The 25,656-nt window shown below is 57.9% G+C and carries 19 protein-coding genes and 2 pseudogenes; 8 read left to right on the forward strand and 13 right to left on the reverse strand.

Annotated features, from left to right (window positions below; genetic code table 11):
• Position 1: 1 nt before the first annotated feature.
• The 3 genes from AC2FF8_RS11385 to AC2FF8_RS11395 are packed head-to-tail and all read left to right on the forward strand — an operon-like array spanning position 2 to position 3,454.
• Positions 2-1,513: a tripartite tricarboxylate transporter permease gene (locus AC2FF8_RS11385; RefSeq protein WP_496879733.1), complete on the forward strand. Its 1,512-nt coding sequence runs from the start codon at positions 2-4 to the stop codon at positions 1,511-1,513.
• Positions 1,506-2,690 (forward strand): CaiB/BaiF CoA transferase family protein, encoded by a 1,185-nt coding sequence (locus AC2FF8_RS11390; protein WP_496879734.1) that lies wholly within the window; start codon positions 1,506-1,508, stop codon positions 2,688-2,690. Before AC2FF8_RS11385 ends, AC2FF8_RS11390 begins: the two co-directional genes overlap by 8 nt.
• Entirely contained in the window at positions 2,687-3,454 is a 768-nt protein-coding gene (locus AC2FF8_RS11395; RefSeq protein ID WP_496879735.1) for a citryl-CoA lyase, read from the forward strand. Before AC2FF8_RS11390 ends, AC2FF8_RS11395 begins: the two co-directional genes overlap by 4 nt.
• Before the next feature lie 4 nt (positions 3,455-3,458).
• Here AC2FF8_RS11395 and AC2FF8_RS11400 read toward each other — a convergent pair whose 3' ends face one another.
• The 7 genes from AC2FF8_RS11400 to AC2FF8_RS11430 form a co-directional block, all read right to left on the reverse strand.
• Complete coding sequence (locus AC2FF8_RS11400; RefSeq protein WP_257600928.1) at positions 3,459-4,655, reverse strand: acetate/propionate family kinase; 1,197 nt, start codon at positions 4,653-4,655, stop codon at positions 3,459-3,461.
• Complete coding sequence (locus AC2FF8_RS11405; RefSeq protein WP_496879736.1) at positions 4,652-6,049, reverse strand: bifunctional enoyl-CoA hydratase/phosphate acetyltransferase; 1,398 nt, start codon at positions 6,047-6,049, stop codon at positions 4,652-4,654. Before AC2FF8_RS11405 ends, AC2FF8_RS11400 begins: the two co-directional genes overlap by 4 nt.
• 172 nt (positions 6,050-6,221) lie before the next feature.
• Positions 6,222-8,399 (reverse strand): Tex family protein, encoded by a 2,178-nt coding sequence (locus tag AC2FF8_RS11410; RefSeq protein ID WP_496879737.1) that lies wholly within the window; start codon positions 8,397-8,399, stop codon positions 6,222-6,224.
• 153 nt (positions 8,400-8,552) lie between these two features.
• Positions 8,553-9,293, reverse strand: coding sequence for an aspartate/glutamate racemase family protein (locus AC2FF8_RS11415; RefSeq protein WP_496879738.1), 741 nt, complete (start codon positions 9,291-9,293; stop codon positions 8,553-8,555).
• 39 nt (positions 9,294-9,332) lie between these two features.
• Entirely contained in the window at positions 9,333-10,571 is a 1,239-nt protein-coding gene (locus tag AC2FF8_RS11420; protein ID WP_496879739.1) for an NAD(P)/FAD-dependent oxidoreductase, read from the reverse strand.
• Position 10,572: 1 nt separating this feature from the next.
• Entirely contained in the window at positions 10,573-12,786 is a 2,214-nt protein-coding gene (locus tag AC2FF8_RS11425) for a TRAP transporter permease (protein ID WP_496879740.1), read from the reverse strand.
• 79 nt (positions 12,787-12,865) lie between these two features.
• The gene (locus AC2FF8_RS11430) at positions 12,866-13,873 is read right to left on the reverse strand and encodes a TAXI family TRAP transporter solute-binding subunit (protein ID WP_171119318.1); all 1,008 of its coding nucleotides are present in this window, start codon (positions 13,871-13,873) and stop codon (positions 12,866-12,868) included.
• A 129-nt stretch (positions 13,874-14,002) separates the two neighbouring features.
• Between AC2FF8_RS11430 and AC2FF8_RS11435 the strand changes: the two genes are divergently transcribed.
• Complete coding sequence (locus tag AC2FF8_RS11435) at positions 14,003-14,947, forward strand: LysR family transcriptional regulator (protein WP_170345435.1); 945 nt, start codon at positions 14,003-14,005, stop codon at positions 14,945-14,947.
• A 44-nt stretch (positions 14,948-14,991) separates the two neighbouring features.
• Here AC2FF8_RS11435 and AC2FF8_RS11440 read toward each other — a convergent pair whose 3' ends face one another.
• From AC2FF8_RS11440 to AC2FF8_RS11465, 6 genes and pseudogenes are all read right to left on the reverse strand, one after another.
• Complete coding sequence (locus AC2FF8_RS11440; protein WP_496873295.1) at positions 14,992-17,205, reverse strand: hybrid sensor histidine kinase/response regulator; 2,214 nt, start codon at positions 17,203-17,205, stop codon at positions 14,992-14,994.
• 3 nt (positions 17,206-17,208) lie between these two features.
• Positions 17,209-18,378: an FIST N-terminal domain-containing protein gene (locus AC2FF8_RS11445; protein ID WP_496879741.1), complete on the reverse strand. Its 1,170-nt coding sequence runs from the start codon at positions 18,376-18,378 to the stop codon at positions 17,209-17,211.
• 46 nt (positions 18,379-18,424) lie between these two features.
• Positions 18,425-19,108, reverse strand: coding sequence for a response regulator (locus AC2FF8_RS11450; protein WP_425079575.1), 684 nt, complete (start codon positions 19,106-19,108; stop codon positions 18,425-18,427).
• 130 nt (positions 19,109-19,238) lie between these two features.
• Positions 19,239-20,472: pseudogene (locus AC2FF8_RS11455) on the reverse strand (outer membrane protein assembly factor BamB family protein); the annotation flags it as partial.
• Between the two features lie 498 nt (positions 20,473-20,970).
• Positions 20,971-21,555, reverse strand: a pseudogene (locus AC2FF8_RS11460) (PQQ-dependent catabolism-associated beta-propeller protein); the annotation flags it as partial.
• Positions 21,556-21,557: 2 nt separating this feature from the next.
• The gene (locus AC2FF8_RS11465) at positions 21,558-22,613 is read right to left on the reverse strand and encodes an ABC transporter substrate-binding protein (protein WP_496879742.1); all 1,056 of its coding nucleotides are present in this window, start codon (positions 22,611-22,613) and stop codon (positions 21,558-21,560) included.
• Positions 22,614-22,894: 281 nt separating this feature from the next.
• Here AC2FF8_RS11465 and pedF point away from each other — a divergent pair, with 281 nt between their 5' ends.
• The 4 genes from pedF (at position 22,895) to AC2FF8_RS11485 (ending at position 25,590) form a co-directional block, all read left to right on the forward strand.
• A complete protein-coding gene (gene pedF / locus AC2FF8_RS11470; protein WP_368040355.1) occupies positions 22,895-23,566 on the forward strand; it encodes a cytochrome c-550 PedF in 672 nt (223 codons plus the stop codon).
• Between the two features lie 78 nt (positions 23,567-23,644).
• The gene (locus AC2FF8_RS11475) at positions 23,645-24,481 is read left to right on the forward strand and encodes a substrate-binding periplasmic protein (protein WP_496879743.1); all 837 of its coding nucleotides are present in this window, start codon (positions 23,645-23,647) and stop codon (positions 24,479-24,481) included.
• Between the two features lie 73 nt (positions 24,482-24,554).
• Complete coding sequence (locus tag AC2FF8_RS11480; RefSeq protein ID WP_257600917.1) at positions 24,555-25,079, forward strand: SRPBCC family protein; 525 nt, start codon at positions 24,555-24,557, stop codon at positions 25,077-25,079.
• Between the two features lie 28 nt (positions 25,080-25,107).
• The gene (locus AC2FF8_RS11485; RefSeq protein WP_496873292.1) at positions 25,108-25,590 is read left to right on the forward strand and encodes a (2Fe-2S)-binding protein; all 483 of its coding nucleotides are present in this window, start codon (positions 25,108-25,110) and stop codon (positions 25,588-25,590) included.
• The last annotated feature ends 66 nt before the right edge of the window (positions 25,591-25,656 follow it).

Genomic DNA, 25,656 nt, shown 5'->3' on the forward strand with positions numbered 1-25,656 from the left:
CATGCTCGAAGGACTTCTGATCGGCCTGCAAACGGCCTTCTCAATTCAAAACCTGCTGATGGTGATCGCAGGGTGCCTGATCGGCACGTTCATCGGCATGCTTCCGGGTCTTGGGCCGATGTCGATCATTGCCATCATGATCCCGGTCGCGATTTCCATGGGCGACCCGTCCGCAGCGCTGATCCTGCTGGCCGGTGTGTATTACGGCGCCATCTTTGGCGGTTCGACCTCTTCGATCCTTCTTAATGCGCCGGGGGTCGCGGGCACTGTTGCGTCCAGTTTCGACGGCTATCCGATGGCCCGCCAGGGCAAAGCGGGCAAAGCATTGACTGTTGCAGCTATTGCAAGTTTTGCCGGCGGTACGATCGGGGCCATTTTGTTGATGGTATTTGCCCCTGCTCTGTCTTCGGTGGCACTGCTGTTCCACTCGGCCGAGTATTTCGCGCTTATGGTCGTGGGCCTGTCCGCTATCGCTGCCTTCGCAGGCACCGGCCAAGTGGCCAAAGCCGTCATCATGACGCTTGTTGGATTGATCATGGCAACGGTCGGTGAAGGTGCATTGTTCAACCTGCCGCGTTTCACCATGGGTATCATGGACCTGCAATCGGGCTTTGGCTTCATCACGCTTGCCATGGCCATGTTCGCCTTGCCCGAAGCGCTGTTTCTGGTGCTCAAACCAAAGAACCTTCAGGGGGATGACGGTGAGATCAAGGACCTGCGCATCACAGGCCGTGAAGCCAAGGCCATCGCGCCGGTGATCGGCCGCCAATCTGTACAGGGCTTCTTCATCGGGGTTCTTCCCGGTGCGGGGGCAACGATTGCCAGCTTCCTCGGCTACGCGGTCGAGCGAAACATTGCCCCGAAAGAGGAACAGGAAGAATTCGGCAAAGGATCAATAAAAGGTCTGGCTGCGCCCGAAACGGCGAACAATGCGGCATGTACCGGTTCTTTCGTGCCGCTGCTGACACTGGGCATTCCCGGGTCCGGCACCACCGCGATCCTGCTTGGCGCTTTGATCGCCCTGAACGTGACACCTGGCCCACGCCTGATGCTGGACGAGCCGCAGATATTCTGGGCCGTGATCATGTCAATGTTCATTGGCAACCTTGTCCTGCTGATCCTGAACCTGCCGCTGATCCCATATATCGCCAAGGTTCTCTCGGTTCCGCGCAATTACCTGATCCCCTTCATTTTGTTCTTCACCCTGATGGGGGCCTATATCGGGCAGAACAATGCGACCGAGCTTTTGATACTTGTTGGCTTCGGTGTTTGCGCCACGGCGTTGAAATTTGCCGACTACCCGCTGGCGCCGCTGCTGATCGGTTTCATCCTTGGTGGCATGATGGAGGACAACTTCGCCCGGTCGATGCAGCTTTATGACGGCATCGCCTTTATCTGGGAGCGTCCAATGACGCTGGGTCTTCTGGTTATCGCAGCGCTATTGGTGCTTCTTCCCAGCTATCGCGCACGCCGCGCGCGTGCCCGGGCCGCAGGGGTCGCCGAAGGTGACTGAGCCGCTGGCCGGAATACGGGTTCTCGATCTGACGAATGTCCTCGCGGGTCCGTATTGCTGTTATCAACTGGCCCTCATGGGCGCTGAAGTGATCAAGGTCGAGCGCCCTGATGGCGGCGACCTTGCCCGCGTCCTGGGTGCTGATCCTGCCAGAAACAAGGCCGGTATGGGCGTCAGTTTTCTCGCGCAGAATGCTGAAAAAAAGTCCATCACGCTCAACATGAAATCAGAACAGGGCAAGGCGCTTCTGAAACGCCTTGTCCAGACCGCGGATGTTTTGGTGGAGAATTTTCGCCCCGGTGTGATGGATCGGCTTGGACTTGGATATTGCGTCCTGCGCGACGTGAACCCCAACCTGATTTACTGCGCCATAAGCGGGTTCGGACAGGATGGTCCCCGCCGAGGCGATCCGGCATATGACCAGATCGTGCAGGGCATCAGTGGCCTCATGTCCGTCACCGGGGGACCAGACACTGCGCCCTATCGCGTTGGCTATCCATTGGCGGACACGGTCGGAGGGATGACGGCCGCGTTCGCGGTTTCTGCCGCCCTGAACGCAGACCCTCGCGGTGCCTATCTGGATGTGGCGATGTCCGAGGCTGTGATCTCGACAATGGGTTGGGTCGTATCGAACTATCTGGTCGGTGGTGTCACTCCGAAAGCCCATGGCAACGAAAACACAACGTCAGCGCCGTCGGGAACATTTGCAACCTCTGATGGCCTCATCAACATTGCCGCCAACCGCGATGAGCAGTGGCAGGCGCTGGCCCGGCATCTGGGACGACAAGACCTGCTGGATCACCCGGACTACGAAACACGCGAAGACCGCAAGCGCAATCGCCACGCCCTGCGTGCGACGCTGGAGGAAAGTCTGCGGACCAGAGCGGCCTCAGACTGGGTACGCGAACTCAACGCAATCGGAGTGCCAACCGGGCAGGTATTGACCGTGCCCGAGGCGCTTGATGACGAACAGCTAGCTGGTCGCGGCCTGATCGGGTCTTTGAAGGTGCAGGGCGAAGACATGAAACTTGCAGGCAGCCCCATTGTCATGGACGGCGAACGGCACATGCCGCGCACCGCACCACCACAGCTCGGGGCGGACAACAGTGCGATCTGGTCTGAAATTGGTCTATCCGGCGCGGAAATTGACGCCTTGAGCAAGGAAGGCATCATATGAGCGATGTATCCGATTGGTGGACGACTTCCATCATCGATATGGAACCTGGACGGATCGACCTGCGCGGAGAGCCGATCCAGAATCTGATCGGACATCTCAGCTTCGCGGAAATGATCTGGTTCATGGTTCGTGGCGACCGACCATCTGGCGCGCAGGCCCGGTTGTTCGAGGCCGCGTTGGTCGCCGCCGTGGACCATGGACCTCAGGCGCCCTCCATCGCAACGGCGCGCATGGCCGTGACTTGTGGGCTGCCGCTGAACAATGCGATGGCGAGTGCCGTGAACATGTTGGGGGATATTCACGGCGGGGCGGGTGAGCAAGCAGTTATGCTGTACCATTTCGTGGCGCAACATCCTGGCCGGTTGGATCAAACGCTGGACGAGTGGATCAAGAGCGAAGGAAAGATCTTGCCGGGTTTTGGCCATCGTTTCCACACGCCAACGGATCCGCGCGCACCACGTCTGATGGCGTTGGTCCGTGATGCTGTGAAGGACGGGGCTTGTGATGGTCAGTTTATGCGGATCGGGCAGGCGATCGAGGCAGAACTGGCCCGGCGCAAGGGGAAGCCCGTTCCTATGAACATTGATGGTGCCACCGCGGTGATCTATGCCGAGTTGGGCTTTGCGCCCCCATTGGCACGCGGTCTCTTCTGCCTATCCAGATCTGTTGGCATTCTGGCCCATGCGTGGGAACAGATGCAGCAAGGCGGCCGGAACAAGGGACCGACTCCGCCTGCCTACCGCTGGACCTATGTCGAGACGTAGGTCGCTAGGCAGTTCTGAGCCGAGGGCGTTTGGCCAACAGATCTGCCGCTGCACGGGCAATGACCAGTTCTTCATTGGTCGGGATTGCCATGACCACGACGCGTGACAGATCGGTTGAAATGATCCGGTCATTGTCCGCATTTGCGTCGGGATTCAGTTCGATGCCCAGCCATCCCATCCCTGAGCAAACCCGGTCACGCACAAGACGCGAGTTTTCCCCGATCCCACCGGTGAACACCAAGGCATCGATTCCCCCGAGAATGGCCGCCATGGCGCCAAGCTCGCGCCGAATACGGAAAGTGAAATAGCTGATCGCCTGACGGCTTTCGCGTGTGTCCGCCTTTTCCAGGGTACGCATGTCGTTGGACAGCCCGGAAAGGCCCAACAACCCCGACTTCCGGAACAACAGGTCCGAGATTTCGTCAGCGCTCAGCCCTTCCTGATCCATCAGATACAGGACCACGCCGGGATCCAGTTGACCACAGCGCGAACCCATCGGCAGCCCGTCCAGGGCCGAAAACCCCATGGTCGAGCCCACTGACCGCCCTCCGATCATCGCACACATCGATGCACCATTGCCCAGATGGGCCACGACCACGCGCCCTTCGTGCAGAAGCGGCGCTGTTTTTGCCATGTGATCCGATATGTATTCATAGCTGAGCCCGTGAAAGCCATAACGCCGAACACCTTTGTCGTAATACTCGCGCGGCAAGGCGAAAACGTCGTTCTCCCAGGGGTGATTGCGGTGAAAGGCCGTATCGAAACAGGCAATCTGAACCGCGTTCGGAAAACGTTCCATCGCCGCCCTGGCCCCGGCCAGATTGTGCGGCTGATGCAAAGGCGCGAACGGGGACAGCTTGTCCAGTTCTTGAATGGAAGCTTTGGTCAATGGCACAGGAGCGTCAATGTCAGGTCCACCATGGACAACACGATGCCCGACCGCAGTCACGTCGCTGTTCGGAAATGAGCGCGCAAGCAGGTTCAATACCCAGTCCAGGGCTGCGGCGTGATCACTAATTTCTCCGGCGGTGCCGCTGGCAAGGACACTTCCGTCGGAAGACTTTGCCTTGACAAGCGGTTCCTGTTCCCCAATCCGCTCGACCGCCCCGGTGCACACCATGATCGGATCGTCATCGGTTAGTTCAAACAGGCCAAATTTCATCGAAGACGATCCAGCGTTCAGTGTCACGACATGTGTCATGCGGGTGCTCCGGTGCGTGAAAGTGAGAAGGCGTCGTGCAGGGCTGCCACGGCGCAGGAAGCCAGCCGGGCTTTGTCGTCATCGGCACGGCTGGTCAAAATGATGGGCGCTTTGGCCCCCATGACCACACCGGCCCCTTCTGCATTGGCTATGTAGGTCAGTTGCTTGGCCATCATGTTCCCGGCATCCAGATTGGGCACCACCAGAATATCGGTTTTGCCCGCGACATCCGACACAATCCCTTTGGAACGTGCAGCCGCAAGGCTGACGGCATTGTCCATGGCCAGAGGGCCGTCAACAAGCCCGCCCGTGATCTGACCGCGTTCCGCCATTTTCGACAGCAAAGCCGCATCAACCGAGGATCGGATCGCCGGATTGACGGTTTCGATTGCAGAAAGAATACCCGCCCTGGGGTTTTCGATCCCCAGAGACAGGGCCAGGTCGATTGCGTTCTGGACAATATCAATCTTGGTTTCCAGATCGGGTTCGATATTGATCGCAGCATCCGTCACCAAGAGTGGTCTGGGTTGTCCGGGCACGTCCATGACAAAGACATGGGTAAAGCGGCGACCGGTGCTCAGGCCTTTCTCGCGCCTGAGCGCGGCTTTTAACAGTTCGTCGGTATGCAGATGCCCTTTCATCAGCGCCTTTGCTCGACCTTCCGCAACAAGATCGACCGCCGTGTTGGCCGCGCTGAAATGATCGCTCTGCGGTATGATTTCGATCCCATCCAACGATGCTCCGATTTCGGCGGCAGCGTTCGCGATCTTGTCCGGGTCACCGATCAGAATGGGTGTGATGATCGTCTCATGCGCGGCCAACAGCGCCCCACCCAGGGCATTGGGCTCTTCCGGAGCCACAACAGCAGTCGGCATAGGCGGCAGCGGGCGTACCTTTTCCAGCATGGCATCAAAATGACGATGACGTTTCACCACCAGCCCAGGCAAATCCAACTCGGCAAACACCATCTCTTTCTCCGGCGCGATCACGACGGCCTGCCCGCTGACGATCACGGCACCGTCCGATGGGCGCGTAACGACCGTGTCAAAGACAACCTCCCGGTTTGGTCGCTTTTCCAGAACGGTGACTTTGGAGACCAGTTCATCACCGGCATGCGCCCTTTCCACAAAGTCAAAGCATTGCGATTTGTAAAGCGTCCCTGCCCCCGGCAGAACGTTCCCCAAAACGGCCGAGATCAGGGCCCCCACGAACATGGCAGGGGCAACCGCTTCGTTGATGTGGTCGCCGTCGCCGTCTTCGCTGGCCAGATGGAGAGGATTGTGATTGCCCGAATTGTTGGCGAACACATAGAAATCATCGACCGAGCACGTGCGGACCAACTCGGCGGTATCACCGACCTGAAGCTTGTTGTATGGCTTGTTGTGGTACTGCATGAGCTTTCGTTTCTGTTTCGATCGGTTTGGCGACGCTGTGAACTCTCTTGCTGATACCCAGTTCAGCGCACAATGAAAACAACGCATGCTGGCTGCCCGTATCGGTCTGCACGCTATTTCCGGTGGGTAACGCCTTTATGTCGTGACGCCCGGATAATGTGCAGATCGCAGATCAGGCGCGCCGCTTTCCGCCGCCGCCCTGTTTGCGCATCGAAAGACCGATCCGCTTTCTGGGCACATCCACCTCGACCACGCGCACTTTCACGACTTGCCCGGCCTTGACGACCTCATGCGGATCCTTGACGAAGCGGTCCGCGAGCTGGCTGACATGAACCAGACCGTCCTGATGAACGCCCACATCCACAAATGCCCCAAAGGCCGCCACGTTTGTCACGGTGCCCTCAAGAACCATTCCGGGCTTCAGATCGGTTATCTCTTCGATGCCATCCGCGAAACTGGCCGTGACAAAACTGGGTCGCGGATCCCGTCCGGGTTTCTCGAGCTCGGCAAAGATATCAAGAACCGTGGGCAGGCCGAAATCTTCGGTTACGAATTGTTGTGCCCGCAACCCTTTCAAGGCCCCCTCATGGCCCATGATGTGCCTGATATCCCGCCCGCAGGCGGACACGACGCGGCGGGCGACTTCATAGGCTTCGGGGTGCACCGACGACGCATCAAGCGGTTCGGCGCCGTCCCTTATGCGAAGAAACCCGGCGCATTGTTCGAAGGCACGCGGACCCAAGCCTGCGACGGACAACAGGTCCTTTCGCGATTGGAACGGTCCGTTCAGATCGCGATGGGCGACGATGGCTTCGGCTTGCGCCGGGCCCAGCCCAGACACACGGGCAAGCAAAGGTGCAGAGGCTGTGTTCAGGTCAACCCCGACCGCGTTCACGACATCCTCGATCGCGGAATCCAGGGATTGCGACAGGCGGTGCTGGTCAACGTCATGCTGGTATTGACCGACGCCAATGGATTTCGGTTCGATTTTGACCAGTTCCGCCAATGGGTCCTGCAATCGCCGGGCGATGGACACCGCCCCGCGCAGCGAGACATCCAGATCGGGAAACTCTCGCGCTGCCAGTTCAGACGCGGAATAGACCGAGGCACCGGCTTCGGACACAACCACCTTGGTTGGCGCTTTTACCGTCTTGGGCAGCAGAGCCAGCGTATCTGCAACCAACCGTTCGGTTTCTCGGCTCGCGGTTCCGTTTCCGATGGCGATCAGCTCGATCTGGTGGGCCGAGATCAGATTGAGGATGGTCGCCTGCGCCCCGCGCAAATCGTTTTTGGGTTGAAAGGGATAGAGCGTATCAGTGGCCACGACCTTGCCCGTTGCGTCAACCACCGCCGCTTTCACGCCGGTGCGGATGCCGGGATCAAGGCCCAAAGTGGCCTTGGCACCTGCCGGAGCAGCAAACAGCAAGTCCTTGAGGTTCCGTGAAAAGACCTGAATTGCCTCGTCCTGCGCACGGCTGCGCAGATCGGCCATCAATTCGACCATCATGGACAGCGAAAGCTTGACCCGCCAAGTCCACCCGGCAACTTTGCGCAACCAGGCATCACCCGGCCCATTGCCGCGTGTCTGCAAATGTACGGCCACGATGGTCTCGGCCCGGGCTGCCCCGAACTCCGGTTCCGGCGCGATATCAAGTGAAACAATGCCCTCTTTTGACGCCCGCAGCATTGCCAATGCCCTGTGCGATGGAACATCCGCCCAACGCTCGGAATGGTCAAAGTAATCGCTGAACTTGGCGCCTTCCTTTTCCTTCCCGTCGATAACCCTGGCGCTGAGCAGCGCCTCGCGCTGCATGAAGGCCCGCAATTCACCCAGCAATGTCGCGTTTTCCGTCAATCGTTCGGTCAGAATGTCGCGCGCGCCGTTCAGCGCGTCACGAGGGGTGGCAACGGTTTCGCTCAGATATGCCCCGGCCAGTGTTTCCGGGTCCGCATCGCGATCGGCCAGAATGGCTTCGACCAGGGGTTCCAGCCCGTTTTCGCGCGCGATCATCGCCTTGGTGCGCCGCTTGGGCCTGTAAGGCAGATAGATGTCTTCCAGCTGTGCCTTGGTTTCGGCCCGAGCTATCGAATTGCTCAGATCTTCGGTCAGCTTTCCCTGTTCTTTTATCGACTTCAGGATGGTTTCCCGCCGTGCCTCAAGCTCACGCAGATAGGTCAATCGCTCGGACAGAAGGCGCAATTGGGTGTCGTCCAACCCACCGGTTGCTTCCTTCCGATAGCGGGCGACAAAGGGAACCGTCGCTCCGTCATCCAAAAGATTGATCGCAGCACCGACCTGATCGGAACGTGCGTTGATCTCGGTGGCTATGGTGCGGGCGATACGATCCAAGGGGGCCTCCTGAAACGGCAGTGGAAGGGCTTCTTAACCAGCCGTTTCAGCAAGGGGAAGTCCCTTGTACCGGTCCGTCGAAAGGCATCAGCAGGTAGCCACTGTTTTTGCGGCTATTTGGCATTTCTTGGACACTACCAGCGTGCGACGGCCTCAACTCCACGGCATCAACCCGCAATACCCGGTGCGCGCGCTTGCGTTATGCGCCATTTGCGCCAGCGTCGTCAGGTCAAAGACCGGCAGTTTCAGGTCTTCCTGAATGCGGTTTGCATAAGGCGGAAGATCCGTGCATTCCAATACCACCGAGCGTATTTCAGGCGTATCGCGCTTCAGCCTGCGCGCAGCGTCCAGCACTTCGGCCTCGATAAGATCAGTATCCATACGGGTGCGCGTGTTGCGCAGGATGACTTCGGCAAACTCGCTGGTGTGTTCCAGACCCTGCACGGCCACCGGAACGCCCCCCGCCCCAACGCCTTCGAAATGACGTTGTGTCAGCGCTGATGAATCCGCTGTAATCACCCCGACCGGTGCGCTGGCCCCGGTCATGTGAAAGGCCAATGGCACCTGTATCAGGCTCGAAGCGAAGACTGGCACCGATACGGCCGCGGCCAACTCTTTTTGGAACAGGGCGAGAAACCCGCAACTTCCGGTAATGGCGCGAACGCCTTCAGCCTCAAGCCGTTGCGCGCCTTGTATGAATGGGTTCAGCAGATCAGGTGTCGGGTTGTTCAGCAGCGTTGGCACCGTGACGCCATCTATCATCTCGTACAGCACGGGGAACGGAAGGCTGGAAGGGTTCTTGATATGACCGGGCGGTTTGGGGAAATAGCTTTCCAGACACAAAACGCCGATTGAGGCTCCGCAGATATTCTGTCCACCCTGGTAGATCGGCATAATGGGGCAATCCTTCTTCGAAACGGTGGTTGTTGCGCGTTAAAATCGCGACAAGGCGAATGAATCCAACGGGATGTTGAGGCGTTGCCCTGACACCAGGTCAGCCACCAGCTCACCTGTTTTGGGGGCCATCATCAAACCGTAATGGGAATGACCAAAGGCGGTGAACAGGCCCTTGTGCCCCTCAACCGGACCAATCGCCGGCAAACTGTCGGGAAAAGACGGGCGTCGACCCATCCAGAACTGCGTGTCCGAGGTGTTCAGATCCGGCATCATTGCGCGGGCCTGTGCGGTCAGAAGTGACTGTTTGCGAGGATCCGGCGGCGCGTCGATGCTGCCGAATTCGGCCGTACCGGCCACACGCAAACCGTCCTGCATCGAACTGGCCACCACCTTGGCGTCCACGTCCATCACCGAGTTTTCCAGGCTGGCAGAGGGGGTCGGGAATTGGACATGGTATCCACGCTCGGCCACCAGTGGCACGGGCAAACCCAAAGGTTTCAGCAACCCGGCAGACCAAACCCCGGCGGCCAACACGACAGTATCGGCGTGGATCGTGCCGGTCGGCGAGGTCAAATGCCATTGGCCGTCTTCGGTGCGCTTTATTTCATTGACTTCTGTCCGCACGAACTCGGCGCCTTGTCGACGGGCCTTGTCGGCCAAAACCTCGCCAACCCGGCCGGGTGAGGTAACCCGCGCCTGCCCTTTGATCAGGATCGCTGCTTTGAAATCCCTGGATAAAGCGGGTTCGATCCGGCGCAGCTCTGGCCCGCCGATCCGCTCAAGCCGTCCGCCTTTTTCCTGCCGGATCAGATATCCCAGTTCTTTCAGGTCAGCCTGATCCGGGTTGCGAAACGCGTGGATATAATTGGAATCAACAATAAGGTCTTCGTGCCCGGTATTTTGCAGATGTCTTCGGTACAGATCTACCGATGGGCGGCACAACAACTCCATTGCGTCCGAGATATTGCGTACGGATTTCTCGCTCGAAGTCTTCAGGAACCTCAGGCCCCAGGGTATCATCCTGGGCCAGAACGCAGGCCTGACGGTCAACGCGCTTTTCGGATCCAGCAGCATCCGAGGGATCGTTTTCCAGATGCCGGGCGTGGACTGTGGAATGACCGACCAGGGCGAGACGACACCGGCATTGCCGAACGATGTCTCCTGCCCCGGATCTCCACGGTCGATCAGACGCACGGCAATACCGCGCTCCTGCAACGAGAGCGCACAGCACAGACCGACGATCCCGGCGCCGATGATGGTCACTTGTTCAGGCATGTCAGATCGTTGCTTGAATTCGGCTGCGGGCGATCAACTGTGTGACAATGACAGGAGACGCCACCGCCAAAGCGATCAGGTCAGCCGTCAGCGTGGGCGCAACGAAGATAATCCCGGCAACGACCATCAGGATGCGCGACACGAGGTTGAGTGGCTGCAACCAATACCCCACGACCGCCGCCGAAAGCGCGATGACACCGGCAATACAGCTGGCGGCGGTATAGGTGAATTCCCAAAGATCGAACCCTGTGGAAGACACGAACAGCAAAACCGGCGCATAGACGAACGCCATCGGCGCGATCACCTTGCCCAGTCCCAGCGTAAAGGCGGACAGACCGGTGCGGAACGGGTTGGAATTCGCAATCGCTGCGGCGGCATAGGCCGAAGTGCAGACCGGAGGTGTGATCTCGGAGACCACGCCGTAATACAGCACGAACAGATGGCTGGCGATGGGTGGAACCCCCAACTGCGCCAGCGCAGGCTGCGCGACCGAAACGAGCATGATGTACAGTGCGGTGGTCGGAATGCCGGCCCCCATCAGAATGCAGACGATGGCAATGAAAACCAGCGAGATAAACAGTTGCAGGTCTTCCATTGCAAACAGTTGGAAACTGCCGAACGAGATCATGTTGTAGAGATCGGATGCCAGATTGCCCGCACCCTGTGTCACCATGAATCCGATGCGGAAACCGATACCGGTGGTGTTGATCACACCCACCACGATACCCACCGCGGCGGCAGCGGCCCCCACGGCCAGCGAGTACTTTACCCCAAGTTCGACCGCGGCCAGCATCTCGGGTACTTCGACCCGTTTCTGCGGGTTCAGCGTGGCGATAACCGACAATCCGCACAGAATCGCGGTCATGGACAGGTCGAACCCACCGTCGGAGAACTTCCAAAGCACGAACGCAAGAAACGCCGCTGCGTAGATCAGAGTTGGCGGCTGTTTGATCCGCGACATGCCCGCGATCACCGCCAGCGATATGCCACAGAAGGCCGACATGAAGGGCGTGTATCCAGTGAACAAAACTACCAGCAGACCGATCAGCGGCACGATATTGGCCCAGCCTTCGGCCCAGACGGCCTTGAGTTGCGGCAATTGCTCTTTCGCCAGACCTTGCAGGTTCAGCTTGCGCGCCATCAGATGCACCACGGCAAAGACGCCGACATAATGCAGGAGCGCCGGGAAGATCGCAGCGATCACGATGGTGGTATAAGGCACCTCGAGGAACTCGGCCATGATGAAGGCCGCAGCGCCCATGATGGGCGGTGTGATCTGGCCGCCAGCCGAAGACGCGGCCTCGACCCCGCCCGCAAAGTGACCGGGGTATCCAAGGCGCTTCATGTTGGGAATTGTCAGCGCGCCGGTCGAAACGGTGTTGGCCACCGAAGAGCCCGAGATCGTGCCGAAGAAGGCCGAGGATACCACCGACACTTTGGCCGGGCCGCCCGTATAGCGGCCCGCCAAAATGGTTGCGTTGTCAATGAACAGTTGCCCAAGCCCGGTTCGCTGAGCGATCACGCCGAACAGGACAAAATGGAACACGATGGTCGAAACGACCCAAAGCGTCACGCCATAGATTCCTTCCTGCGGGAAGTACATTGACGATACGAAGGTTTTGAAGTTCACGCCCGGATGTTGAAGCAACCCGGGAAAATAGGGGCCCAGCAGCGCGTATGAAATGAATACGCAGATAATCAGCGGCAGCACCCAACCCAGCGTGCGGCGCGCGATGTCCAGTACCAGAAGGATGATGATGACGCCGAGGATTACATCATAGCTGTTTGGGTTGCCCATGCGGAAGGTTTGTTCCTCGATCCCCAGGAACGGTATGCCGCGCCAGGCGAAACCCACGTAAAGCGCGGCGATGATGCCAAGCGCCATGAAGACCAGATCATAGAGAGGGACGTTGCCGACGCGGAAACGACTGACTTTGAGAGCATAGAGGCTTTTGGCTCCGACAATCGGGATCGTGGCGTAGACCAGAATGAACAGCAGAGCCAGATAGATGCCCATATGCCAGTGGTCGGCAGGCAGGCCGAAACCAGCCGTGAAGAATTCGTAGAATGCAAAGATCAGGGCGACGACACGCAACACCTTGCCTGCCGTGGGCGTGACCTGCCGGACAGCGGCGCCTTCGTCGAACTGTTCTTCGATGGCCGCAAGTTCCTCGGCCGTCAGTTCGTGGTCATCAAGTTTCTGGGTCTCGGACATGATGGCCCCCCGATTTCGCATGATTCCAGAGTGCGGTGCCCCGACCGGGGCACCGACGACAGGTTTCAGTCAGGTGTGGTTATTGAAGAAGACCGGCTTCTTTATAGAACTTCTCGGCACCCGGATGCAGCGGAACACCCAGCGCCTCGACACCGTCGAGGGCGGTATCAGGCGTGATCTGCTTGCCCTTTGCGTGGCCGTTGTCCAGCAGCTTGCGCGTGTTGTCGTTCCACAGGGCCTTGGTCAGCTGATAGACTAGGTCTTCGGACAGATCCGATGACACGACCAGCATCGCGCTTACCGCAGGGGTCTTGGTTTCGGAATCGATGCCTTCATATACACCCCCCGGGATAGCGGACGGGATATAGGCAGGAATGATCTCGTTGATCTTTGCCAAGTCTTCATCGCTGAAGGAATGCAGGTTCATGCCCTTGGTCGAAGACAGCTGCACCATTGCGGCAACCGGCCAGCCCGCCGCGTAGAAATAGGCGTCAAGTTGGCCATCGGCCAGACGTTCGGCGCTCTGACTGTTGTTCAACTCGGCCTCATCCATATTGTCACGGTTGACGCCCCATGCTTCCAGCATTTGCAACACGGCCACCTGCGTGCCCGAACCGGCCTGCGCGATACCAACGCGCTTGCCTTTGAGGTCACTCAGATCGTTGATCGTCTGGCCTGCGGGAAGAACCAGGTGCAGGTCTTCCGGGAACAGGTTTGCGACGATGCGCAGCTTCGGGTGGGGTTTGCCTTCAAACTTGCCCTCACCCAGATACATCGAACGGGTTACATCAGCCGCGGCCAGACCAGCCTCAAGCTCGCCGTTTTGCACGGCGGCATTGTTGAAGACCGACGCAGTTGTCGACTGCGCGATCGCGATCAGCCCGGGCACACCGCATTGGCCGCCCTCTTCGCAGGGGCGTGAGCCCGGAGGGGCCGAAATTCCGTTGGCGATGGTCCCGCCGATCGGGAAATAAGTGCCGCCCGCACCGCCGGTGCCGATGCGGAAAAAGGTTGGGTCCTGTGCAAGCGCCGGTGCAGCCAATGCACCCGCCAAAGCCAAACCCGTCAGGCATTTCATCAATCTCATCGTAAGCTCCCAGTTGTGGATCATTGGATTCGGTTTGTCCGAATTCTGATCCGTTCAGCCTATGCAATTTTAGCATAAAAACAAATTTGTTATATTTAACAAAACGAAAGTTTAGCTTATGCTTTGGGCATGAACCTTGCTCAATTGACTGTTTTTCGTGAGGTGATGGAAACCGGGTCCATCTCTCAGACCGCAAAGAAGCTGAACCGGACACAACCGGCGATCAGCCTGGCAATCAAGAACCTGGAAAGAAGTCTTGGACTGACCCTGTTCGAACGAAAAGGCCGGCGTTTGATCCCGGTGCCCGAGGCGCATTACCTGTTGGCGGAAACCACTGGGATACTGGACAGATTATCAACGGTTTCCAGCACGATGCACGGGCTTCTTAAAGGAAGTTCAGGCAACCTGAACATTGCCGCCATGCCGGGACCGTCCATTTTTGCCTTTCCGAATTTCATCAGCCGCTCGGTTGGCGGAAATCCGGACATTCGGGTTACGCTGTCAACCCGCAGCTCGCCCCAGATAATGGAACTTGCTGGCACTCAGAACATTGATTTCGGGTTTGCTGATTTCGAACACCCGGTCGGAAAGAAGCCGCAATTCACGGCAGAGATCATCAGCGGAGATTGCTTTTGCGCAATGGATCGGGACAATCCGTTGGCGCAAGAAAAGGCTTTGACGATTTCGGATCTCGATGATGTGCCAATGGGTGGACTGTACGACACCCACCCTTTCCAGAAAAAAGTTCAGCGCGCTTTTCAGATGGTTTCAGCCACTTACAAACCAAGTGTGACGTGCCAGTATTTTCTTCCGCTCATTCCGTTTGTTGGATCGGGGCAGTGCTGCTCGATTGTCGATCCGTTGACCGTTGCGACGGAACGGAAACTGAACATCTCGCATGGCCGTGTGGTATTCCTGCCTTTCAAGGACCCCCTCAGATACGAATACGCCATCCTGTCGCCGGATCACCGCCCTCCGTCGCAATTGGCGCTGAAAATAAAAGCGGGGTGGAAGGCGGAAGTTGTATCGATGCTGGATCAGACCAACGCGAACCCGCGGACGGAAGATTTCTGAAAGACACGCGACCGCACTGTGACGCAGGCGACAACCGGAAGAACTCAGATGCTGCGCGCAACAGAGGCCTCCAGCGTCGATTTGAGCTGTTGCGCATCTATCGGTTTGTAGAACAGCGGCAGCTTTGCTTGTTTGCACTGCTGGACAAGCTCTTGTGATCGATTGGCTGAAATAATGCAGCCAGGCAAATGCCCGAATTCATCCGTCAGGGCACGCATGGCGTCCGTCCCTGTTTTCCCGTTGTTCAATTGATAGTCTGCGACAACAAAATCTGGCAGGATGCCTATTTCGCGCAGAAGGCCAATCGCTTCGCTTTCGCTTTCGCATTCAAGAACTTCGACGCCCCAGGATTCGATGGTCATGGTCAAGGCGCCGCGCAGGTTTTCATCGTTTTCGATCAACAGGGCGACGGTGTTGCCCAGCACATTCGAGTTTGGTTTTTGTACCACTGAAGAGCAGAGAGAAACCTCTGGTTTTGCCCGGGCCAAAGGTATTTCGACCGAAAACCCCGTTCCCTTTCCAACTTCGGAAAACAGCTGGATGGGATGTTGAAGCAACCCGCAGGCCCGCTCGACAATCGCAAGACCCAACCCCATGCCTTCGGCAGCGCTGGCATCCGAATGCAGGCGCTGAAATTCCTGAAACACGATATCTCTTTGGTCTGATGCTATGCCGATGCCCGTGTCCCAGACCTCCAAGGCAATTGCGTTCTTGCGATGCCTGACACCAACAAGAACTTTGCCGGTCTCGGTGTACCGGATCGCGTTTGACAGCAGATTCTGCAATATCCGCCGAAGGTAACTGGCATCGCTTGTGACCAGAGCCTTTGTGTCGACAAAACGCAATTTCAGACCTTTGGCCTGGGCGACGGGCTTGAAGGCGTCTTCCATCTGCAAGAAAAGTTCGCCCACCGACACCGTGGACAGATGCGCCTTGGCCCGCCCGGAATCCAGCTTTGAGATGTCCAGCAGGGCTTCGAGAATGTGTTCGACACTGTTCAGGGCGCTTTCTGCTTTTGCTGCGACGGTCTGCGCTGTGTCTTTGTCCAAACCGCTGCCCAGTGACGCAACATAGAGTTTTGCCGCAGACAGAGGTTGCAACAGGTCATGGCTGGCGGCAGCCACAAAACGCGATTTTGACGCATTCGCCCGTTCAGCCTCGTTCAGCGCATCCGCAAGCTCCATTGTGCGAGACGCCACACGTTGTTCCAGCATTTCCTTGGCTTCGTACAAAGCCTCAGCAGACTTCCGCTCCGCAGTTACATCGGTAAAGGAAATCACAAAGCCCCGGTCCGGCATTTCCTGGGCAAAGACCGACAGGATTTTCGATCGCCCCCGATGCATCTGGAACTGAAGGGGGCGGCGATAGGTTGGTCGGCTGACCCAATCCAGCAGATCCGCCTCGGTTATGCCTTTCTGAAAGCTGATGTTGTCGCCCAGGCGATTGGACAGGGTTTCAAACCGCGTGCCCATCTGAAACTGCGTGATCGGAATGGCCAAAAGCTCGCTTGCGCGGGTGTTCCACCCGATCATGCGGTGCTTGTTGTCAAAGATGCAGACGCCCTGATCGATATGTTCAAGCGTGGCGCGGATCAACCGCGCCTTGTCATCCAGAATGCGATCCCTTTCTTGCCGTTCGATCCGCATGATGTCTGTCACGTCGGTTTGCAGAATCACGGTGCCCCCGTCTGGCGTGCGGTGTTCGGAAACTTGCGACCACCGATTGCCTGAAAGGCGAACATTGAACACCACGTGGTCATCTGCGTGACGATCCAGGCGGCTTTTGGCCCAGTCCCCCGGGGTCATTGTCTCTGGCAAGGACAGGAACCCGGATTGGCTGACCAGTTCCACGTAGTCGGCAAAGCGCAAGCCGGGGTTCAGCTGTTCCTGAATGTCGGGCATATGCATCCCGAACCGGCTGTTACACAGCACCAGTTCTTCGTCACGATTGAACAGGGCGAATCCTTCCTGCACCGTTTCGATCGCATTTGCCAAATCTGCGCGCGCTGCTTCGGTTTCCTTGTTGGCCTGCGCCAACCTGGCGTTGGAGTCATTCAGAAGCTCAAGCGCGCGCTCAAGATCATCCGTTCGGGCGCGGACCTCTTGTTCAAGCACCGCCGCCCGTTGGAACTGAGCATAAGCCGCGCCAGAGGCATTGGTGGATTCTTCCACGCGCCGCATCAGGGCTTCGACGATTTTCCTGAGCTTCTCGTTCTGACGATCAAGTGAGTCCGAGGGATCTGTGAGATGCTCGATCATGCCTTACTCTTTCTCGGGCGGATATATCGCCACACCGGTCAGGGTCTGGTTCACATGGATCGAATTGAATTGCTCTCCATAGGTCGAGAAACCGACCACGTGATTGCGAGACAGAATGTTCGAGATCGCGCGCGTCTTCTGCTTTTGCTGGGCCTCCAGCCGGCGAAGAATGCAGTCACAACCCAAAATGGTGTCGGGTTGCTGCTTCTCGGTCAACAGGCTGATTTCTTCCTGTAGGTGTTCAACCATGTCCCGAGGTTCGGCCAGCGTCAGGACCAAGCCTTCGTCAATCGCCGAAAAAAAGACAAGATCGCCGTTTCCCGCCACCTGCTGGATCGCACGGACATGGTGTTGCCCGCCTATTTGCACAACGACCGGATGGGCTGCGAATGTGAATGTAGTGAGCTGTTCCGGGTCTTTGCCGAGAATGCGGGCGTATTCGCGGGCAGCGGGTTCGGCATTGATTTCCTGAACGATGCGTTTGGCCGGGTCCGCCTTGGTCACCACCATGCGGCGCGCGGTGGGCAGAAGGTGATCGGTCTTGAACACCTTGATCGGACACCGCGTGCGAACCTGGGTCAGTATGGCGGCATTGCTTCTTGCCTGTCCCTGATACAGAACATATGTGCGCCCGAATTTGGTTCCATCCCCCGCCGATCCACCGAACAATGGTACCGGCCCAAGCCCCACAGCCAATTCCGACGTCAGTTCATCTTCTTTTGTCGACAGCCCGTCAATCATCAGGAACGTGAATTCGTGGCTCCATTCGGGCGCGCTTGCCATCATCGCGTTCCTGTTGTGGATCATCTCTTTGATGATGCTGTCGGAATCGAATTCATTCAGGTCCGGAACAAGAACCGTGCGTGTTTCGAAATGGGATTGCGGCAGGCCGATCGCGACGATCTGATCTTCGCAATACCCACTATCCGCCAGCTCTCCGGCGGTGGTGCATCCAACAATCGGGGTCGGCGCAAAGGCGCGCGCGGCATCCGCGATCACCACGGGTGCATCAGCGTTCGGGCTGACAAAAAGAATGACAAGCGCAAGTGGGTCATCACCCAACTGGCGTCTGAGTGTCTCGATCGACTGCCCGGTGTCGTGGCGTGCAAAAGCCGTTTTGACGATGCCTGGCGTACGGGCCCGGGCTGTTGCCCGCCCGACTGCTTGGTCCATCGTGCCTCCTCCCTAAAAGCGCGACGATGACGTGAGAGTATGACGCCTAGCCTTGATCTTGCAAGACACTGGCAAAGGACGCTTTCTTGGCGATCAGAACCGCCTGCGTGCGGCTTTGGACACCCAGTTTTCGCATTATTGCGGTCACATGCGCTTTGACGGTCGTTTCCGCAATCGACAGGTCATAGGCGATTTGCTTGTTCAGTTTACCTTCGCAGATCAGTTGCAGGATACGCGCCTGCTGGTTTGTCAGTGTCGCCAGTCGCTTGACCGCTTCGCCGTGTTCGTCGTCTTCCTCTGTGTCGATCAAAACGCAGCCTTCCGGCACGAAGACGTCACCGGCATGCACGGTCTCGAATGCGGTACGGAACACGTCGCGCTGACTGTGCTTGGGGACATAGCCCGATGCGCCGGCCTGTATCACCTGGCTGACGACGCGGTTGTCGGTCAGCGACGACACCACGATTACCGGTGCGTTTGCGGCAGCCTTCAAGCGGACAAGGCCATCCAGCCCGTCCACATCCGGTAAATTGAGATCCAGCATGACAGCATCAGGTTTCAGCCCACTTGCCAGCAGATCCAATGCGTCTTCCAGCCGGTCTGCCGTATGGATTTCCCGAATCTGAGCCACACTTTGCAGGGTCATCGACAAGGCGTCGCAAAACAATGGATGGTCATCAACGATCAGCACGTTTTCGAAATCATTGCGTGCGGCGGATTCAGCAAGCATCTGGTATAGCCTTTTGCATTCAAATGGTCTCCAGCCTAACCAATCCTAGCAACGAATGAAATCCACGCATACTGGCGGAAAGTCGTATAGCAACGCGCACCCCGGATCAGGGGCACGCGTCAGGATTTTGTTACGTCCTAGGGCAGTTAGCCGAAGCCAGTTCCTTCGGCAGGCGGAAAGTCCACAAGGTGCCGCCCTGGTTCAGGTAGTTGACCTTCTTGGCCACCTCACCACCCCACAGAGGAACCGCGCCGCCCCAGCCCGAAATGATCGAGACATATTGTTCGCCGTACTGTTCCCAGGTCACAGGCTGCCCGACGATGCCCCAGCCGGTCTGGAACGACCGCAGTTTTCGTCATCCAGCGCGATAAACTCACCTTCGGGCGTGCCAAAGAACACCAGACCTCCAGCCGTCGTCATCACGCCTGACCACAGCGGCGCGTCGTTCTTGTATTCCCATTTCCAGTCGCCGGTATCCGGGTCGATGGCCTTGAGCGAGCCGATGTGATCTTCTTAGTTTGGTTTGATCGTAAAGCCTGCGCCCTGATAGGCGGCACCCTTTTTGTACGAGATCGGCTCGTTCCAGATATCCATGCCCCATTCGTTCGATGGCACATAGAAGTTACCGGTACGCTGCGAGAAGGCCATCGGCATCCAGTTCTTGCCGCCAAGGAAAGAAGGCGATGCAAAGATCACTTCACCCTTCTTGCCATCAGCCGCTGACGCCGGATCGCCAGGGCGGTTGTCTTCGACAAAGATCGGGCGGCCGGTCTCATCCACGCCGGACGTCCACGTTATGTCTTTGACAAACGGATTGGCCGACACAAAGGCGCCGTCTTCGCGGTTCAGAACATAGAAATACCCGCCGGGATTTCCGGTGATCACCAGCCCGTCGACGATCAGCGGAGCCGCAGTGTAGGTGTAAGAGTACCCCGCCTTGTAATCCGCGATCTTGTCACGCCACACAACGTCACAGTGGCTTTGTTCAGGGCCACGATCCGGGCATCAAGTGTCCCGAAAATCACCTTGTCACCGTAGATGGCGGCACCCCGATTCAACACGTCACAGCAAGGCAGGATGCCCTCGGGCAGGCGCGCATCGTATTGCCAGACCTCTTTGCCGGTCTCCAGATCAATCGCATACAGGCGCGAATACGATCCGGTGATGTACATCATGCCGTCATAGATCAGCGCCTGGGTTTCCTGCCCGCGCTGTTTTTCGCCACCAAGGCTGAACGCCCAGGCCGGCAACAGGTTCTTGACGTTGTCCTTGTTCAGCATGTCCAACGGGCTGTAGCGCTGCAAGTGGCGTCCCATCCCGTTTGTCACGACCTGGGTCGTAATTGACTGGTCGTTGGCCAGATCATCCTCGGTAACTTCTGCATGGGCCGTGCCCACTGCAATCACGCTTGCGACTGTCGTCATTGTGAACCGGTTCATCGGTGTCCTCTCTAGACTTGAGTCTTCCCTCCACGCCGAATCCCCGACAGGTCGGAGCTGTTGGCATGGCAACTATTCGCAGGCGGGTCTGTCGGCGAAACTGCACAATGGTCGTGGGGGCAATTCGCGCATTTCATCCGGGCTCCACACTCATGGTTTCGGCGGCACCAGCGGTGACTTATCGGACCACTTTCGGGCATCTGTCGCAACGGATTGCGACGCGGCGCCGATCCTTCTCCCGGACGAACATGATCTTGATACGGTTGCGCCATTTGGCCCTGCGCGCGTCGTTCGGAACGGGTCTGTCTCGCGACGTCCCGCCCAGAATGCAGGGATATGTTTCCTTGACCTTTCAGGCCGCCCAAAAATCTGCCGACCACTATTGCCGTTGAAATTCAGGAGCTTGTTTCAGTTTTCGGCGTCGATTTCAGAGCTGACCCAAAGTTCGGTTCCGCCCTTCATGAATTCCGCGTGGCGCGGGCGCGAATCCACCAGGGTGTTGGCGAACAACTCCTGTGTTTCAGTATCGATCCAATGAGCCATGTTGGTGGTCTCGGATGTGGTGACAGCGATCTTTCCATCGGGTGAAACCGCCATTCCTTCCGGTTCGATACCCACGTCAATCTGGGCAATCACCCTCCGCGACACCGTATCGACGACAGTTGTGATCGCGTCATCTTCGTTGGCGATGTAAAGATGCCGATCATTCGGGTGCAAAACGAACTGTTTGGGGTCTTCGCCCGACGGCAGATCATAAAGGATTTCTCCGGTTTCGGGATCCATGACCTGCACCGAGTCATTGTCTGACGCGCAGATGTAGAGAACCGAGAAGTCCTTGGTAAGAGTAATCCCGCGTGGTCATTCACCGGTTTCAAGGGTGCGGATCACTTCAAACGTTTCGATGTCGATCACACTGAGCGTGTCGTCTTTTTCGTTGCTTACCCAGATTTCATCTGCGGCCGCCGGGGCGCAAAGTGCCGTCGCAGCCAAAAGGGTGGCTACCTTCATCTTCATTCCTCCTTGAAGGCCGTGCACTGGCTTTCGGGCTCATCAATGCCAAGCGTATCCAGTACCGTTCGTTGGTGCAGGAAACCCTGAAGCGGTGCGAGGGCCACGACAGCCCGTCCCGTCACCAAAGGGATTGGTTGGCGCAACTGGCCGTTCCAGGCGCGGAAACTCATCGCCCGGCCTTTGAAGCCTGCCAGTTCAAATCTGTCCGACAGAATGTAGTCCGGCAGAACAGAAGGATCGCCAGATTGCGTTCGGGTCACAGCCTCGCCCAATGACCGAAACGCAGCCCATGCCGCATAGTCGATTGACCTCATCGACCGTCCTGCTTGATCGGCGAACCGGCTCTGCAACTGAACCGCCTCCCATTGCTCGACCGCGGGCGACCACGCCACCTGTCGCAACCCTTCCGAACCTGCAACCGGTCTGGGTTCCCATGTGTTAAACGGTATGGACCGGGCAAAGTCGTTCAGTTCATCAGCTACCAGCAAGACATCGTAATCTCCGAAATCCTGAGTGAAAACTGGAACTTCCTGGGCCGCATTACGTCTCAGGTCAGCATCAAAACGCCAGATCTTTTCTGCACGAAACTCCAGTCCGAACTTGGTCAGCGACTGTCTCAAGGCGTCTGCAAAGGCCACGTCCGACACGTGCTCTCCGGTGATCAGAACCAGATCGTCCCAGCGTCTTTTGACCAGAAACTGTGCCAATACGTCCGTGCGCATCGCGTCTGATGGCACAGTGTGCAGCAGGTTGGCGCGGCCGGTGGTATCTCTTATGTCGCGTTCAGGTGCAGACGCGTTGAACAAGATGGCGTCGGCGGCCTCGGGAAGATCAGCGACCGCCAGTTGCGCCTGCGCAGGTGCGTCCAATATCAGGAAGCTTGTCTGGGACAGGGCCCGGCGCGCCGTTTGAAGCCAATCCCCGTCTTGCGGGGCTGTCGCAACTGTCAGTTCGTACTTGTGACCCAGAAACTTGGCCGTTGTCAGATTGTCTGTCTGTGCCAGTTTCGCACCCGCCGCACCAAGGTCTTCGGGCAATGGGTCAAGGTTCGACAAAACCGGTGGTCGCCTGACCTGTTGCTGAAGGTAGACAACAGATACAGAGACCTCAGCCGCAGCAACCATTGGCAACAGAACAAGGGTTGCTAAGACGCGAAAAACATGGCCGTGTTTGCTCCTCCTCCGATGCGCCTCCACTAAAATGAGTCCTTGGGTGGCATGCCATTCGACCTTTGTCGCACGCGGCGGATCATCTGCAACCAAGGTCGAATTTCACGATGGTTTTCCCTGAGCTATGACCGGGGCAAGCATCGGAAGGAGGAAACGATGCGTCTTGTATTTTTTTTCACACAGCGCTGGCTGGCCTGACCGCAGGCGGCATGGCGTTTGCGCACGGAGATGTCGCCCCGCAGCCGGTGAATACAGATGCCCTGCCGGATGTGGGTGAGGAATGGTTGATCGAAAACCCCTATCGCGATCAGGGTGATGAGGTTTGGCAAGCCGCCATCGAAATTGGCGATTCCGGTTACAATCAAAACTGTGCGCGCTGCCATGGGTTGGGCGTGGTTTCCGGCGGTTTGGCGCCTGACCTGCGCTACCTCGAGGCTGAAGAATATGGTGACGAATGGTACGTGGAACGGTTCCGCGAAGGCTATACCCAGAACGGGATCACCAAGATGCCGGCCTTCGGAGAGTTATTGGGCCAAAAGGCCGCCTGGGCCATTCGCACCTATATCGAAACGCGCCCCGACGATGGAGCGCTGGACGATCATACGGATCGGCTGAAAGAAATCCGTGACCTTCTGGCCTCGATGGCCGACGGTGGTGAAGGCGATGCCGCGGCGCTTCGGTCGGAACTCAGCGAGATTGCAAGCGCCGTGGAAACAGGATCGGGCGCCCCAGTGGCTGACAGCGTGGCCTTCCGCGCCGCTGTTCTGATCTCGGGCGACAGTCCTGATTTCGCGGAAGCCGCAGAACAACTGACAATTGGATTGTCTGCCGCGCAATAGGACGGCAGACTGAAGCACATGATCGGACGCTCACTTTTTCTCCTCCTGTTGGCTGCCACCCTTTCCACCGGAATGGCGATGGCCCGATGCGAGGATCATGTGCCTCAACCCAAACCACAAAACGCCGGTCGGGATATCGTTGGCGCCGATCTCGATACCATTGTCGAGCGTGGCTATATCGAATTCGCCGCCTATGACGATTTCCCACCGTGGTCCTATGAGAGGGACGGCAAGACACTTGGCGTGGACATCGACATAGGCAGGTTGATTGCCGAGGAGCTGGATGTTGAAGCGCGTTTCAATCTGGTGGCTGCCGGAGAAAACCTTGAGGCCGACCTGCGCAACTGGATCTGGAAGGGACCCCTGATCAATGGGCGGGTCGCAAATGTGATGTTGCACGTTCCCTATGACAGCGAATTCGCCTGCCGGGTCGAACAGGTGGTCTTCACCGGGCAATACCATGTCGAGGAAATCGCCATCGCGTATGGCCGCGATACCTATCCCGATGACCCGCCAGTTCCTGCGTGTTTCCGGATCGACACTGTCGCCGTCGAGAACGATTCGATTGCCGATTTCTATTTGTCGGCATTTCCCGGCGGTCAATTGGCCCAAAATATGCGCAGATATCCCACTGTCGCCAAGGCAATGCAGGCGCTTGCCGGTGGTGCGACGATGGCGGCCATGGGACCGCGTGCCCAACTTGAGGCCAGGCGGACGCCAGAGCTGGACATCCATACCCCACCCCTGCCCGGTTTTGCCGTCAGTTCATGGACCACTGGCGTGGCCGTTCATTTCGCCTATCGCGGCCTCGGCTATGCTGTGGACGATGCCATTTTTGCGGCGTTGCAGGACGGGCGCATCACCGAAATCTTCAATCGTCACGGCCTTGCACATTCGCCGCCTGCGCTGCGGTGACTACACCCAAGGTCTTATAGGCAAGGCGGCGAACACCGCGTAGCGTAACAAAAAAAATACTTGGAGAAGTGAAATGGAACTCAATGACAGCCGCGTCATCGCCGCGCCGCGATCCAAAGTCTGGGCCGCGCTCTTGTCGGCAGAAGTTCTAAAGGAATGCGTGCCGGGATGTCAGGAGATGACAGGTTCGATCGAAGACGGGTTCGAGGCCACCGTCGTGCAGAAAGTAGGCCCGGTCAAAGCGACTTTCAAAGGCTCTGTGACCCTTTCTGATCTCGTGGAGCTTGAAAGCGTGAAGTTATCGGGTGAAGGTAAGGGAGGAGCCGCCGGATTTGCCAAGGGTGCGGCCGACGTCACCTTGTCGGATGCCCCCGAAGGTACGCTGCTGACCTACAAGGTCGATGCGCGCGTCGGTGGCAAGCTGGCTCAGTTGGGGGGGCGAGTGATTGATGGGGTTGCCAGAAAAATGGCCGACCAGTTCTTTGAGAACTTCCAGAATGCGGTCGAACCTCAGGATGCGCCCGAACCCGAAACCTCGGAAGAAGGCGAGACCGGGGAAGAAAAGAAAGGTTGGATCAAGCGCGTGTTAGGCGGTTGATCCTTTGGAATTCAGGGAGGAGAAAGTCATGAAAATTTCCATGACCGTGAACGGCAAAGCCGTAAGCGGAGACGTCGAGGGCCGGACATTGTTGTCCGGTTTTCTGCGCGATCATCTGTCTTTGACGGGGACGCATGTGGGGTGCGACACAGCGCAATGCGGTGCTTGCGTGGTGCATGTGAATGGCGAAGCGGTGAAATCGTGCAACATGCTTGCCGCCGAAGCAGACGGCGCTGATGTCGGCACGATTGAAGGTCAGGCATCGCCAGATGGTTCGCTGAACGTGATCCAGCAGGCGTTTCAGGATCACCACGGTCTTCAGTGTGGTTTCTGCACTCCGGGCATGGTGATGAGTGCCGCAGCGCTGCTGAAAGAGAACCCGCGGCCGTCAGAGGCGGAGATCCGGAAATATCTGGAGGGCAACCTGTGCCGCTGTACCGGGTACCACAACATCGTCAAAGCGATCATGGCCGCATCCGGCCAGGACGTGGGCAGCATCGCTGCCGAATGATGCCGCTGCGGGCGTGATCTTGACGCCCGTGGGATGAGTAAGGGATGCAACAGCATCCGTTTATGG

The sequence above is a fragment of the Ruegeria sp. YTSA144 genome, assembly GCF_059610125.1.